The organism is Thermodesulfovibrio sp. Kuro-1, from assembly GCF_006538445.1.
Lineage (GTDB): Bacteria > Nitrospirota > Thermodesulfovibrionia > Thermodesulfovibrionales > Thermodesulfovibrionaceae > Thermodesulfovibrio > Thermodesulfovibrio yellowstonii.
This window is the reverse complement of record NZ_BJKS01000003.1, coordinates 22,891-37,044: the sequence shown is the minus strand read 5'-3', so window position 1 is coordinate 37,044 and position 14,154 is coordinate 22,891. Positions and strand designations below refer to the sequence as shown.

General features: G+C 31.8%; 12 protein-coding genes and 4 tRNA genes. 13 read left to right on the top strand and 3 right to left on the bottom strand.

Annotation, left to right across the window (positions count from 1 at the left end):
* Positions 1-21: 21 nt before the first annotated feature.
* The 7 genes from eno (at position 22) to FLY87_RS04245 (ending at position 4,276) form a co-directional block, all read left to right on the top strand.
* Entirely contained in the window at positions 22-1,302 is a 1,281-nt protein-coding gene (gene eno / locus FLY87_RS04270; RefSeq protein ID WP_141266363.1) for a phosphopyruvate hydratase, read from the top strand.
* A 1-nt stretch (position 1,303) separates the two neighbouring features.
* Positions 1,304-1,633 (top strand): septum formation initiator family protein, encoded by a 330-nt coding sequence (locus FLY87_RS04265; protein ID WP_012546062.1) that lies wholly within the window; start codon positions 1,304-1,306, stop codon positions 1,631-1,633.
* Positions 1,630-3,762, top strand: coding sequence for a glycoside hydrolase family 57 protein (locus FLY87_RS04260; protein WP_012545008.1), 2,133 nt, complete (start codon positions 1,630-1,632; stop codon positions 3,760-3,762). The genes FLY87_RS04265 and FLY87_RS04260 overlap by 4 nt, the downstream gene beginning before the upstream one ends.
* A 50-nt stretch (positions 3,763-3,812) precedes the next feature.
* A tRNA-OTHER gene (locus FLY87_RS10120) sits at positions 3,813-3,905 on the top strand.
* A gap of 72 nt (positions 3,906-3,977) precedes the next feature.
* Positions 3,978-4,050: transfer RNA gene (locus FLY87_RS04255), tRNA-Phe, on the top strand.
* A gap of 71 nt (positions 4,051-4,121) precedes the next feature.
* Positions 4,122-4,194, top strand: a tRNA-Lys gene (locus FLY87_RS04250).
* A 7-nt stretch (positions 4,195-4,201) separates the two neighbouring features.
* Positions 4,202-4,276, top strand: a tRNA-Glu gene (locus FLY87_RS04245).
* A gap of 96 nt (positions 4,277-4,372) precedes the next feature.
* Here FLY87_RS04245 and FLY87_RS10405 read toward each other — a convergent pair.
* Positions 4,373-4,477: an RCKP-type rubredoxin-like domain-containing protein gene (locus tag FLY87_RS10405; RefSeq protein WP_028842779.1), complete on the bottom strand. Its 105-nt coding sequence runs from the start codon at positions 4,475-4,477 to the stop codon at positions 4,373-4,375.
* Between the two features lie 236 nt (positions 4,478-4,713).
* Here FLY87_RS10405 and FLY87_RS04235 point away from each other — a divergent pair, with 236 nt between their 5' ends.
* Positions 4,714-6,018 carry a UDP-glucose/GDP-mannose dehydrogenase family protein gene (locus FLY87_RS04235; RefSeq protein ID WP_141266362.1) on the top strand — a complete coding sequence of 435 codons (1,305 nt, stop codon included), beginning with the start codon at positions 4,714-4,716 and terminating at the stop codon, positions 6,016-6,018.
* Here the strand turns inward: FLY87_RS04235 and FLY87_RS04230 are convergent.
* Entirely contained in the window at positions 6,015-6,608 is a 594-nt protein-coding gene (locus tag FLY87_RS04230) for a tetratricopeptide repeat protein (protein ID WP_012546473.1), read from the bottom strand. The genes FLY87_RS04235 and FLY87_RS04230 overlap by 4 nt on opposite strands.
* 42 nt (positions 6,609-6,650) lie before the next feature.
* Entirely contained in the window at positions 6,651-7,235 is a 585-nt protein-coding gene (yedF, locus tag FLY87_RS04225; RefSeq protein WP_012546665.1) for a sulfurtransferase-like selenium metabolism protein YedF, read from the bottom strand.
* A gap of 375 nt (positions 7,236-7,610) precedes the next feature.
* On the opposite strand from yedF, the gene FLY87_RS04220 reads away from it, so the two are divergent.
* From FLY87_RS04220 to FLY87_RS04200, 5 genes are read left to right on the top strand one after another with little or no spacing between them, the layout of a single operon-like run.
* A complete protein-coding gene (locus FLY87_RS04220; protein WP_012545774.1) occupies positions 7,611-9,236 on the top strand; it encodes an NADH-quinone oxidoreductase subunit C in 1,626 nt (541 codons plus the stop codon).
* A complete protein-coding gene (locus tag FLY87_RS04215; RefSeq protein ID WP_012546832.1) occupies positions 9,229-9,717 on the top strand; it encodes a 4Fe-4S binding protein in 489 nt (162 codons plus the stop codon). Before FLY87_RS04220 ends, FLY87_RS04215 begins: the two co-directional genes overlap by 8 nt.
* 9 nt (positions 9,718-9,726) lie before the next feature.
* On the top strand, positions 9,727-11,178 hold the full coding sequence (locus FLY87_RS04210; protein WP_012545947.1) for a hydrogenase 4 subunit D: 1,452 nt from the start codon (positions 9,727-9,729) through the stop codon (positions 11,176-11,178).
* Positions 11,179-13,239: a complex I subunit 5 family protein gene (locus FLY87_RS04205; RefSeq protein WP_012545958.1), complete on the top strand. Its 2,061-nt coding sequence runs from the start codon at positions 11,179-11,181 to the stop codon at positions 13,237-13,239.
* Entirely contained in the window at positions 13,239-14,153 is a 915-nt protein-coding gene (locus tag FLY87_RS04200; protein WP_012545098.1) for a respiratory chain complex I subunit 1 family protein, read from the top strand. The genes FLY87_RS04205 and FLY87_RS04200 overlap by 1 nt, the downstream gene beginning before the upstream one ends.
* The last annotated feature ends 1 nt before the right edge of the window (position 14,154 follow it).

The window sequence follows — 14,154 nt, the reverse complement described above, 5'->3', positions numbered from 1 at the left end:
TATCTAAAAGGAGGTTTTATTATGGGAGAAATTATTGATATAATCGCAAGAGAGGTACTTGACTCAAGAGGAAATCCAACAGTTCAGGTAGATATTTACCTTGATAGCGGAGTTATGGGGAGAGCTACCGTACCCTCTGGAGCTTCTACAGGAACAAGAGAGGTTCTTGAGCTAAGAGATGGTGATAAAAAGAGATATTTTGGTAAGGGAGTGCAAAAAGCTATTGACAACATAATAAATGAAATTGCACCAAACATCATTGGTATGGAATCTCTTGATCAAGAAGGCATTGACAGATTTCTTATAGAACTTGACGGAACAGAAAATAAAAGTAAACTCGGTGCAAATGCGATTTTAGCAGTATCAATGGCTGTTTGCAAAGCTTCTGCAGAAGAAGTCGGACTTCCACTTTATAGATATCTCGGTGGTACTAATGCAAAGGTTTTACCTGTTCCAATGATGAATATAATAAATGGCGGAATTCATGCAGATAACAATCTTGATATTCAGGAGTTCATGATTGTTCCTGCTGGTTTTGTAAAGTTTTCTCAAGCCCTAAGAGCAGGGGTTGAAGTTTTCCATAGTTTAAAGGGAATTCTCAAAAAGAAAAGACTAAATACAGCAGTTGGTGACGAAGGCGGATTTTCTCCAATGCTTGAAAAAAATGAAGATGCAATTAAACTAATTATTGATGCAATAAAAGAGGCTGGATATGAACCTGGAAAAGATATTTATATAGCTTTAGATCCTGCTGCATCAGAATTTTTTGCTGAAGGATTTTATACTGTTGAAGGTAAAAAGATTGATTCAAAAGACATGGTTGATTATTATGAAGCTCTGGTTGATAAATATCCAATAATTTCAATAGAAGATGGAATGAGTGAGGCAGACTGGGAAGGATGGGAATTAATAAGTCAGAGACTTAAAAATAAAATTCAAATTGTGGCAGATGATCTTGTTGTTACAAATCCCAAAATAATTAAAGAAGCAATGAAAAGAGGAATTGCAAATTCAATCCTTATTAAACTTAATCAGATTGGAACAGTTTCTGAAACTCTGGAAGCCATTGAACTTACAAAGAATAATAAATACACCGCGGTTGTGTCCCACCGTTCTGGTGAAACAGAAGATACAATAATAGCGGACCTTTCAGTGTCATGTAATACAGGCTTCATAAAAACAGGTTCTCTTTCAAGGGGTGAGAGAATTGCTAAATATAATAGGCTTCTACAGATAGAAGAAGAGCTAAATGATGTAGCTCAGTTCAAGGGGCTTTCAGCTTTTTATAATCTTGGCTTTTAAGATGAAAAAATATTCTCTTAAGGAACAACTTTTAAGAGAGAGAAAGAAAAAAGATAAAATATTCTTTTTCCTGTTTTTATTGATTATTCTCTTTCTTGGTTATAGTTTTTTCTTTGGAGATATGGGCTATTTAAAATACAGACAATTAAAAAAGAATGAACAGAAAATTCTGAAAGAAATTAATGAAATTTCAACAGAAAATAAGCTTCTTAAAAATGAAATAGAACTTTTAAAAAATGATCGTTCTTATTTAGAAAAATATGCCAGAGAAAATTTTGGGCTTGTAAAGCCGGGAGAAATGGTTTTTCAATTCCAAAAAGAAGAAAAATGAGCATTAATTTAGCAATTCTCTGGCATATGCATCAACCATACTATTATGACCCATTGAAGAATAAATTTATGCTTCCATGGGTAAGGCTTCATGCAACAAAAGATTATCTTGATATGCTTCTTATTTTAAAAAAATTTCCTGAATTAAAGATTACCTTTAATTTAGTGCCTTCTTTATTAAAACAACTTAAAGAGTATGAAAATGGAGCAACTGACATATTCTTTGAACACACTATTATTCCTGCAGAAGAACTCAATGAAGAGCAAAAAGTTTTTATTCTTGAAAATTTCTTCCTTGCAAACTGGAAAAACATGATATATCCATTTAAAAGATACAGAGAATTACTTGAAAAAAGGGGGAAAATTTATGGTGATCCTTTAAAAATATCAAAGAAATTTACACCTCAGGAATTTAGAGATATTCAAGTTCTTTTTAATCTTGTATGGATAGACCCTTTACATAGAGAAAAAGATTTTTTTCTAAAAGAATTACAGAACAAAGAAGCCAATTTCACAGAAGAAGAAAAAAAACTCCTTCTTGACAAACATATTGAAATTATCAAACAGATAATTCCATCTTATAAAGAAATGGCTAAATCAGGACAGATTGAACTTTCAGTATCTCCATTTTATCATCCTATACTTCCTTTAATTTATGATAACTATAAAGCAAAAGAATGTATGCCTTATGCATTATTACCTCAGTATAATTTCAAAGCACCTGAAGATGCTCAGACTCAAATAAATAAAGCCATTTCCTATTTTGAGGAAATATTTGGCTTTAAACCTTATGGAATGTGGCCATCTGAAGGCTCAGTAAGTGAAGAAATAATAAAATTGATTGCACAAGCAGGAATTAAATGGATAGCAACAGATGAAGAAATCTTGAGCAAATCAATAAATGAGAAATTTAGAGTTGGTGAAAATTTAATTAATCCCTCAATGCTTTATCAGATGTATGAATTTGAAGGAGTAAAAATTTTTTTTAGAGATAGAATTCTTTCAGATTTAATAGGATTTGTTTATTCAAGCTGGGATGCTCAGAAAGCAGTAGATGATTTTTTAAAAAGAGTTCGTTCCTCAACGACCTCTGGAATAGTTTCTGTAATTCTGGATGGAGAAAATGCCTGGGAATATTATGAAAATGATGGAAATATTTTTCTTGAAAAACTATACGGAAGTCTACAAAAAAGTAAAGATATAAAAACTATTACATTTTCAGATTATCTTAGACAAAATCCTTATGCAACAACATTAAAAAAAATTTTCCCTGGCTCTTGGATTAATGCAAATTTTTCAATATGGATAGGACATGAAGAAGACAATCTCTCATGGGATTATCTTTATAAAGTGAGGCAGGAACTACTTTCTTATCAAAAAGAAAATCCTAATAAAAATACATCTCAGGCATGGGAAGAAATATACATTTCAGAAGGAAGTGATTGGAACTGGTGGTATGGTGATGAACATTATACAGAAACAAAAGATGTTTTTGATGATATTTATAGACATCATCTAATGAGTGTATATTTAAAAATTGGCAAAGAACCTCCATCTTTTCTCTATATTCCTATAAGTAAAAAAATGAGAGAGATTAAGCCAGAAATAGAGCCGAAGGGATTTATATATCCAAAAATTGATGGAAAAATAACAGGTTATTTTGAATGGCTTGAGGCAGGAAGGTTTAACTTACAAAGAATGGGCGGAAGCATGCATAGGGCAGAAAGCCTGTTTTCATATCTTTATTACGGATTTAATAGACAGAGTCTTTTTCTTAGGCTTGACCCTTTTTCTTCGCTTAAAGATTTTGAAGATTTAAAATTACACATACAAATTATTGAACCCAAGAGAATAAAGATAGTTTGTGATAATATAAAAGCTCAATTAGCAGAAGTATTTTTTCAAGAAAATGAAATATGGATAAAAAAGAAAGAAATTGAAAGTGTTGTTTTTAATGAAATATTTGAAATAGAACTGCCTTTTGAAATTATAGACATAAAACAGGAAGAAAATATATATCTTTTTATAGAGATTTTTAAAAATTGTTATTTAATTGATCGCGCTCCAATTATTGGTTTTATAAAAATTCACATTCCCCCATATGATTTTGATAAACTAATGTGGTTTTAATAGGAAAAATCTATTTTACTTTTCGGAAATATTTATTTTAAAGTTATCAGGAGGGATGCGAGACTGGTGTCTCTCCTGGTCTGCAAAACCAGTGATGCACGAAGATTTCGTGCAGTGGGTTCAATTCCCACCATCCCTCTCCACGAGAAAGAGGAATTTATTTGACTTTTTAGGGCAAAATGTATTATTTTTAAATAATCTTCGTTGCTTTAAATGGGCAGGTAGCTCAGTCGGTAGAGCAGGGGCCTGAAAAGCCCCGTGTCGGCGGTTCAATTCCGTCCCTGCCCATTTAAAATGTAAAACTCTAATGATATTTGACAAAAATTTCTTTAAAAGTTTAGATTATTAAAGTATTTAATGGGCCGCTAGCTCAGCAGGCAGAGCACCGCCCTTTTAAGGCGGGTGTCGTTGGTTCGAATCCAACGCGGCTCATTTTAATGTCCCCATCGTCTAGCCAGGACTAGGACATCGCCCTTTCAAGGCGGTAACAGGGGTTCAAATCCCCTTGGGGACGTATAAAAAAGCCGTGGTTTATGCCACGGCTTTTTTATTTTACAGCGTAGAAGCCAGGTTTTTTAAATTTACAAATAGGGCATGCATTTTTAATTTTTTAAACTTTTTCCATTGTGCCTGTTTTACCACATTTTGGACATTTTTTCGGTTTACATTTCCCCTCTTTCGTTGTTCCGCAGTTACTACATTTAAAAGTTGCCATTTTTACATCCCTCCTTTATTGTTTAATAATCATTCTAAATTAGAATTATTTTAAATTAAAATTTTTATAAAGTCAATTTCAAATTAAAACTAATTTTGAAGAAGTCATTCAAAGACATGCTTTATTTAGAAAGGAACAACAATTCTGGGAAATAATATTTTTTAGTAATTTCAGACAGAATATATAGATAAGGTATAATATTAAATACAAAATTTATATAACAAGGGGGATTATTCATGCATATAGCTATAATTGGGACAGGGTATGTTGGACTTGTTACAGGTGCATGTTTTGCTGAATTCGGAGTTTTTGTAACTTGCGTAGATAAAGATCATGAAAAAATTAAGAAACTTAAAAAAGGAATTATCCCATTTTTTGAGCCAGGACTTGAAGATATTGTAAAAAGAAATTTAAAGGAAAATAGATTAAAATTTACAACTCGTATTGATGAAGCTATTAATGAATCTCTTGTAGTATTTATTGCTGTAGGAACACCACCTCGTGGAGATGGCTCTGCAAATCTTGAATATGTTGAAGAAGTTGCAAAAGAAATCGCAAAAAATATGAAAAGTTATAAAGTTATTGTTACAAAAAGCACAGTTCCTGTTGGAACAGGATTAATGATAAAAGAAATTATCAAAAAAAATCTTGAAAAACCTGTTGAATTTGATATTGTTTCAAATCCTGAGTTTTTGAGAGAAGGCTCGGCTGTTGAAGACTTTATGCGTCCCAATAGAGTTGTAATCGGAGCAGAAAGTGAACAGGCAATTGCAATAATGAAAGATCTGTATAGACCCCTATATTTAATTGAAACTCCCTTTGTAATTACAGACATAGCAACATCTGAATTAATAAAATATGCTACTAACAGTTTTCTCGCCACTAAGATATCTTTTATCAATGAAATATCAGCATTATGTGAAGCAGTTGGAGCAAATGTAAATACTGTTGCTAAGGCAATGGGACTTGATGGAAGAATTGGTTCTAAATTTCTTCATGCAGGTATAGGTTTTGGAGGTTCATGCTTACCAAAGGATACAATGGCACTTGTTAAAATTGCTGAGGAAAAAGGAGTTGAACTCAGTATTGTTAAGGCTGCAATTGAGGCTAATCAGAGACAAAGAGAAAGATTGACTGCAAAAATAATAAATGCATTTGATAACAATATGCAAGGGAAAACAGTAGGTATACTTGGTTTATCATTCAAACCAAATACTGATGATATTAGAGAATCTCCAGCACTATACATAATTCACACTCTTTTAAACAAAAAAGCATTACTAAAAGTTTATGATCCTGCAGCAATGGAAAATACTAAAAATATTTTTCCTGATATAATCTACTGTTCCGATCCCTACTCCGTTGCAAAAAATGCTGATGCATTAGTAATTGTTACAGAGTGGAATCAATTTAGGAACCTGGATATTGAAAAAATAAAAAATCTTATGAATGGTAATCTCTTTTTTGATTTCAGAAATATCTATGATCCGCAGAAAATAAAACAGTTAGGGTTTAAATATTTCTGTGTGGGAAGATATTAAAAACTTTTTTCAAGAATAGCTTGAAAGCATGGATGGTTTCTTATAGAATCATATGTTTTTGATGTTTTAAGATATTTCCAATTATTATAGCCTTTTGTGATTGCTTTTTTTAACCACTTACACGCTTCCTCAGGCATTCCTTTTATAGCAAAAAGCTCTGCCATGCTATTTAATGCATATATATTATTAGGATTAAGCTCCACTGATTTCTTTATATCTTTTTCAGCTTCTTCAATCTTACCCATTAATAAATAAGTAAATCCTCTATTGTTATACGGCATACCATTATGGGGTTTTAATTCAATAGCTTTATTATAATCAGCAATAGCTAATTCATAAAGTCCAAGAACAGAATAAACTATTCCGCGATTATTGTATGCAAGAAAATATTCAGGATTTAACTCTATAGCTTTGGTATAGTCTGCTATTGCAAGATGATAAAGTTTTTTTCTGTAGTATGCATTTCCTCTTTCTTTATATGCTTGATAATTATCAGGTTCTTTTTCTATGATTTTTGTATATTTGGAAATAGCAATATCATGCTTTTTTCTTCTTATAAATTTTAAATTTTTATTTAATTGTTGGGGCATATTTAAATTTTATTTTGTTTTATATTTTTATTTCAACAATGGTTAACCAATCCACACAGTTTTGTGAAAATCAAACATTCCTTCAACAAAATGATTTGTTGTACCTCTATATCCAACTTTTAAACTATCCTCAAGATTGTAATATTTAAGACATGTTCCACATGTAAATATTTCCGTTCCCATTTGTTCAACTTTTTTAAGAATGGATATAAATTCTTCATCTATGGTTGATAACTTGACAGCTGTATTCATTAAAAAAATCATTTGAGGTAACTGCCCAGTTACTATCATTGTATCAAAAAAGGCTTTCATAAGAATCCTTCCGAGATTTTCGTCTTTTCCTATCACATCTGATGAAATAATAACAAGTAAATTTTTTTTAATTGCTTTTTCAGATATGTTATTGAGCTGGCATGTATAACCTTTAACTATTTTTAGCTTCCAGTAATTTTCATTTTTTTCAACTTCATAGTAATATCCGAATCTTGTAGCATATTTTTTTAAGTTTTCTAAAGACCCTTCATTGTCAACAATTATAGTTAATACCCCTTCTTCAATTTTTGATAATGCATTCTCAGCAAGTATAATGGGTTTAGGACATTCAAGACCTCTTGCATCTATTTCCATAATACCTCCTCCTACGAATAATTTTGAGACTGTTCAAAAACTTGTAACCTATTGAAATTAAATAAATTACAAGTCCTAAATTTTTCAATTACCTCCCTCTGTCATTCCGAGCCGAGCGAAGCGAGCCCTGAGCTGCAGGCGAAGGGTCTGCGAGGAATCCTCAGATTCCGATTTAAGGAGGAGATCCTTAGGCTTCGCTTCAGGATGACCCTTTGGGTCAGATTCCTCGCACCCATTGAGGGTGCTTGGAATGACCTTCAGTAATTGAACAGCCTCATAATTTTTCCACATATTCAAATTATAGCAAAAAAATATTATTTGAGTATTAGTAATTATTATTTGAATCTAATTTACTTTTTTATATAATCTTTTATTATGAGTGAAATCAGGGAAACTATAGTAAATATAACCGATAAGGTTGAAACGACAGATGAGAACCTTATTGTATACTCAAAGCCTTCCCAAATAAAAGAAGTTGCAAAACTGCTTGTAATGCAAGGAGCAAGATTTGCTCATCTTACAGCAATTGATTTCATTAATCAAAAAAATCAAATTGAACTTAACTACTTTTTTTCACTTATTGATGACAGCATGAATGTTATTGTAAAAATTCCTCTGGAAGCCTCAGAACTTTCAATATCCTCAATCTCCGAAATAATTCCTGCAGTTATATGGTCTGAGAGAGAATGTAATGATTTATTTGGTATAAATTTTGAAGGTCATCCTGATCCAAGAAGACTTGTTCTACCAGATAATTGGCCCCAAGAAGTTCATCCATTAAGAAAAAATTTTTCTTACAACAGTAAACCACCTGAATCAAAACAACCTGCTCCACTTAAAAAACCTGAAGAAGGTAAAACAGTTATTCCAATTGGACCATTTTATCCATCACTTGAAGAACCCGCTTACTTTAGATTGATTGTGGATGGAGAAGAAATTGCTGATTTTGACTACAGAGGTTTTTATGTGCATAGAGGTATTGAAAAACTTGCTGAGAGTGTTTTGAATTATCAACAGATTCCGTTTCTTGCAGAAAGAATCTGTGGTATCTGCGGATTCGTTCATTCATGTGCTTACTGTCAAGCAGTTGAAAAAGCTGCTGGTATTGAGATTCCTTTAAGAGCGAAATTTATTCGTAGCCTTTTTCTCGAACTTGAGAGACTCCATAGTCATCTTTTATGGGTAGGTTTAGCAGCTCATATTGTTGGTTTTGATACGCTTTTTATGCAGGCTTGGAGAATTCGTGAACCAGTAATGTATATCTGTGAAATTATTACAGGAAATAGAAAAACTTATGGCATAAATATTGTTGGAGGAGTGACAATAGATGTTCATAACCAGCACTTAAAAGATATAGACAAGGTAATCTCTCAAATTGAAAAGGAAGTAAGAGAACTCAGAGAAATTATTCTTGATGATGAGGTAATACAATTAAGATTTAAAAATGTAGGGGTCTTAAAATACGATGATGCTAAAAAGTACTGTGTATGCGGTCCTGTTGCAAGAGGTTCAGGAATAAATATTGATATGAGAACTAATTTCCCATATGCTGCTTATCCGATGTTAAATATTAGAATTCCTTTGAACAAATCAGGAGATGTATGGGCAAGAACCATCGTAAGGTTAGAGGAAATTTTAATTTCAATAAATATTATCAGACAGATTCTTGAGAATATTCCAGAGGGACCAACTTCAATAAAAATCTCAAAAATTGAGCCATGGAAAGAGGCAGTCTCATATATTGAAGCACCAAGAGGACAACTTTTTCATTATGTCATGACAGGACCAGAGGGAAGACCTTACCGATGGAGCGTAAGAGCTCCATCATATCAAAATTATCAGGCTCTCTCAGTTATGCTTAAAGGGGCTTCAATAGCTGATGCTCCTTTAATTATTGGAAGCATTGACCCGTGTTTTTCCTGCACTGAAAGATATGAAATTGTTGATCTAAAAACAAATTCTATAAAGGTCTATACAGCAGAGGAATTAAAAAATGTTTAAAAGCAAGATAAAAGCACTTTTACTATCATCAAGACATAAAAAAATCACAAGACCCTATCCATTTGTTCCGGTTACTCCACCGGAAAATCTAAGAGGAAGGCTTGAGGTTGACCCTAATAAATGCATAGGATGTGGCAATTGCGTGAGAACATGTCCTTCAAGATTAATAACTATTGAAAATTACAAAGATGAAAGAATAGTAATGTTTTCGTCAGGAAGATGTATATATTGCGGAAGATGCGCTGCTGCCTGTCCTGAAAAAGCAATTTGTATTACCCATGAGTATGAACTTGCAACTGATAATAAAAAAGATCTTGAGATTACTATAAAAATAAAAATGGTTAAATGCATTGTTTGTGGCAAGCCGTTTACTTCATTGAATATGTTGAATAAACAAATAGAAAGACTTCAAGATAAAAGTGAAGAGCAGATTAACAAACTTAAAATATGTGCTGAATGTAAAAGAAAAGGAAATGTTTAAGGATTATCTATGGATTTTCTTATATTAACACTAATTACACCATTTATAGGAGCATTTTTTGCTTACATATGCAAAAATAAAGCTGGATTTATGGCTTCTATTTTTTCTTTAATTACGCTTTTATTTGGACTGTTCAATTTTTTTGAGATTTCTATTTCAAAAATTAAGATTTATTACAATTTTTCACTCTTTAAATGGTTAAATAGTGAAATAAATTTCGGACTTATTTGTGACCCTTTAACATCAATTTTGCTTATTCTTATAATTGTAATTGGCTTTTTAGTAATTTTATATTCCGCTGGATATATGTCTCCTTTAAATGCTGATCATCAATTTTATAAACCCCTCGGAAATTATTATTTCTTCATGCTTCTTTTTATAGGTGCAATGGTTGGAATTGTTACAGCAGTTAATTTTTTACAGCTATTTTTCTTTTGGGAAATAACAACTCTTTGTTCGTGGGCATTAATTTCATATACAAAAGAACAAAAAGCTCTCTTTTCTGGATTAAAAGCCTTTATAATGACTCATATTGGAGGACTTAGTTTCTTGATTGCTCTTGCTTTAATGTATTCTGAAGCAAAATCATTTGATTTTTCTGTAATCGGGTCATTATCTACTAAGTCTCTTGTTTTTATCCTTTTATTTTTTGCAGCATCAGCAAAATCTGCTCAAATACCTCTTTTTACATGGCTACCAGATGCAATGGTTGCACCAACACCTGTAAGTGCTTATCTTCATGCAGCAGCAATGGTTAAGGCAGGAGTTTATTTAATGGCAAGAATTTATCTTTCAAATGCTTCTTTGGCAGAAAGTGAAGCTTTTGTCATAGGAATAATTGCTATTTCAACAATGATGGTTTCAGTGATTTTATATTATTTCCAGGATGACTTAAAAAAACTGCTTGCTTATTCAACAATCGGTCATCTTGGATATATTCTTTTTGGTATATCTCTCGGAATTTATGGTTCAAAAACAGGGGGAATAGGAGGAATTTTTCATATAATAAATCATGGGTTTGCTAAAGGATTACTTTTTCTCTCAGTTGGTGCAATTGCCTATGCCACTGGCTCAAAAAGTATTAGAGAACTTCAAGGAGTCTCAAAAAGATTTCCTCTTTTTACGGCATGTTTTCTTACAGGAATGTTTGCGATAATTGGGATTCCACCTTTTTCAGGATTCTGGAGTAAATTTATGATTTTTACGGGAGCTTTTGAGCTTAAAAATGTGACTACAAATCTCTTTGGTTTAATTGCTATTTTTGAAAGCATTCTTGCTTTTTGCTGGTATATTTTTGTCGGACACAAAGTCTTTTTCGGTGAAGCATCACAAAAGGTATTGAACGCTGCTGATAAAATCCCTTTATCTATGAAACTTAGCTTAATATGTCTTTTAGTTCTGAACATTGTATCTCCTATAATTGGCTATCCTTTTATTAAAGCATTATTAGGAGGATATTAAATGCAATATATTGATGTTTCCTTTTTAGCTCTAATCTCAGGGATGGTTTTAACATCTTTTATTAAAAATAAAAATTTTTCTGGATTTATAACATTAATTATGATGATTTTTTCTTCATTTTGTATTTTTTATTTTTCCTTAGATGTAATAATTGAAAACAAATTTATTGAACAGGAAATCTTTTCACTTAAACCACTACTGAACTCTTCTTTTACTATAAGTATTGATTCTCTCTCTGCTTTATTTCTGTTGATAATATCTCTGGTTTCTTTTTGTGTATCTTTATTTTCATGGAAATATCTTGATGTATATAAAACGAACTCGCCAAAAAGATTTTATCCATTTTTAATACTACTTTTTATTGCCTCTATTGGAGTAGTCTCTGTAAAAGATTTTCTCTTTTTCATAGTGTTCTGGGAGTTGATGACACTAAGTTCATGGTTTCTTGTTATTTTTGAAAGAGAAAAGAAATCAGCACTTAAAGGAGGACTTCAATACTTTATTGCAACACATGTGACAACAGCTTTTTTAATTCTTGCTTCTGTAATACTTTATTCATATAGCAATGATTTTTCTTTTAAAGAAATCAATAAAAGTTTTTCATTAATAATAAAAAATCAACCTTATCTATCTCATTTTATTTTATTCTGTATTTTCATAGCTTTTGTGACAAAAGCTGGTGTTCTTCCTTTTGGATTCTGGTTACCAAATACATATCCTCAACCTCCATCATCAGCTTCTTCTTTTTTTGGTGGAGTAATGTCAAAGCTTGCAGTTTATGCACTTTTTAGATTTTTCTGCTCAGTAATACCTTTTTCATTTCATACTCAAATATGGGGATTTATAATCGCATCTTTCGGAGTTTTTTCAATCTTTGTGGGAACAATTGCTGCTCTAACACAGGATGAAGCTAAGAGACTTATGTCATTTCATGCCATTGGACAGGTTGGATATATGTTCCTTGGGATAGGAGTAGGACTTTATTTTATAAGAATTAATCCTTTTCTTGCTTCTATTGCATTAGTTGGAGGATTATTTCATGTTTTTAATAATTCTATCTATAAAAGTCTCTTGTTTCTCAATGCTGGCTCTATTTTTTATAAAACAGGAACTACTGACCTGAATAAGGTCTCAGGATTGATGAAAGTAATGCCTCTTACAGCAATCACCGCGCTGATTGGTTCTTTATCAATAGCGGGAGTTCCACCTTTTAATGGTTTTATATCAAAACTGCTGATTTTTGAATCATCAATCTGGTCAGCAAAACAGTCAGAAGTATTCTTCTTGATAAGGGGAGCATTTATAGTTTTTGGAATTATCTCTGTTTTTATCTCTGCCGTAACCTTAGCATCTTTTCTTAAATTTGTAAACTCAGCTTTTATGGGAAAGCTTCAAGGTACAATTGATGAAAAAAGGAATCTACCATGGAGTATGGTTTTATCTCAAATAATACTTGCATTTATTTGCCTTTTAGCAGGGCTATTTCCTTTTATTCCTTTAAAAATTATTTATAACGCGGTAATTGCTTCATCTGGTTCATTACCAAAATTTTCCTCAGTATTTGTTGGTAATATGTTAGGAGTTGGTATCAATTTTGTTGAAAATTATTCCCAAGGTGCCTGGTTTCCTATTTTTATCATGATTCCTTTAATAATTCTGACTATTTTAATTTTTTCTTTTGAACGATATGCTAAAGCACCAAAGAGAGATGTAGAAACATGGTATGGCGGTAAAGAACATGCTCCTGAAGAAGTGGTATACAAGGGGCATAGTTTTTATCAGCCATTTAAAGATCTCGTGAGCTTCAAAATAGGAAAGATTCAATTTAAAGGATTTTATCCAGTTGGAATTCCAGCAATTAAATTTTCGGTACCAGAAAGCTTTTTAAAAATTCTTCGAGTTGATGAATGGCTTTACTATCCCATTGTAGATAAACTGACAAAATTTTTTGAATTTTTAGCTCAGATTTATAATTCAATAACAGAAAAATATATTATATGGCTAATATTTGGTAGCATCTTCATTTTTATTTTACTTTTTTATTTTTCAGGAGGAAGGTAATGAATCCTGAATTTGTAATTTTTTCATCCATTGTGAATATATTAATTGTTTTAATTTTATCCCCATTTTTTGATGGATTTACAAGAAAAGTAAGAGCATTAATACAAAGCAGAATCGGACCTCCTCCCCTTCAATCTTACTACGATATTATCAAATTAATGGGCAAAGAAGATTTAAAGTCAACAATAAATCCGCTTTTCAGACTTTCACCATATCTTTCAATTATAAGTATCGGTATGGCATCTCTTTTAATCCCCATAACAGAATTAACTCCACCATTAAACTTCTGGGGCGATATATTTCTTTTTATTTATATAATCACAGTTGTTGGAATTGCAATAATTATTACAGCCTCTGCCTCAGAAAATCCCTTTGCTTATATCGGAGCTTCAAGAAAAATGATGCTTCATCTTTCAGTTGAACCAATTCTCGCAATTGCTCTTATAACAGGTGCTATAAACGCTGGTTCTTTTAAAATTGGAGATATAGTCTTATGGTATTATTCAAATGGTCCAAATGTTTCAATGCTTTTGTCAACAGTATGCGTATTTCTTTCACTTCAGGCACTGATTGGTAAAATTCCTTTTGATATATCTGAAGCTGAACAGGAAATCGCAGAAGGTGTTTTAATTGAATTAAGTGGTCCTAAGTATGCGTGCGTTAAATGGGCAAACATGTCAAGACAGGTTCTTTTCTGCCTTGTATTTACACAAATTTTTGTTCCTTGGCCCTTTTTAGAAAACGATTTACTGAATATATTAATTGCATTAGTAAAAGTCACAGCAATTATTTTTATAAGTACACTTATTGAGGCTTTAAATCCAAGACTCAGGATTGACCAAGCATTGAAATATAATTTAACTCTTGCTCTTTTTTCATTAACATCTATACTTTTAGCTCTATTAGGAGTGTAAT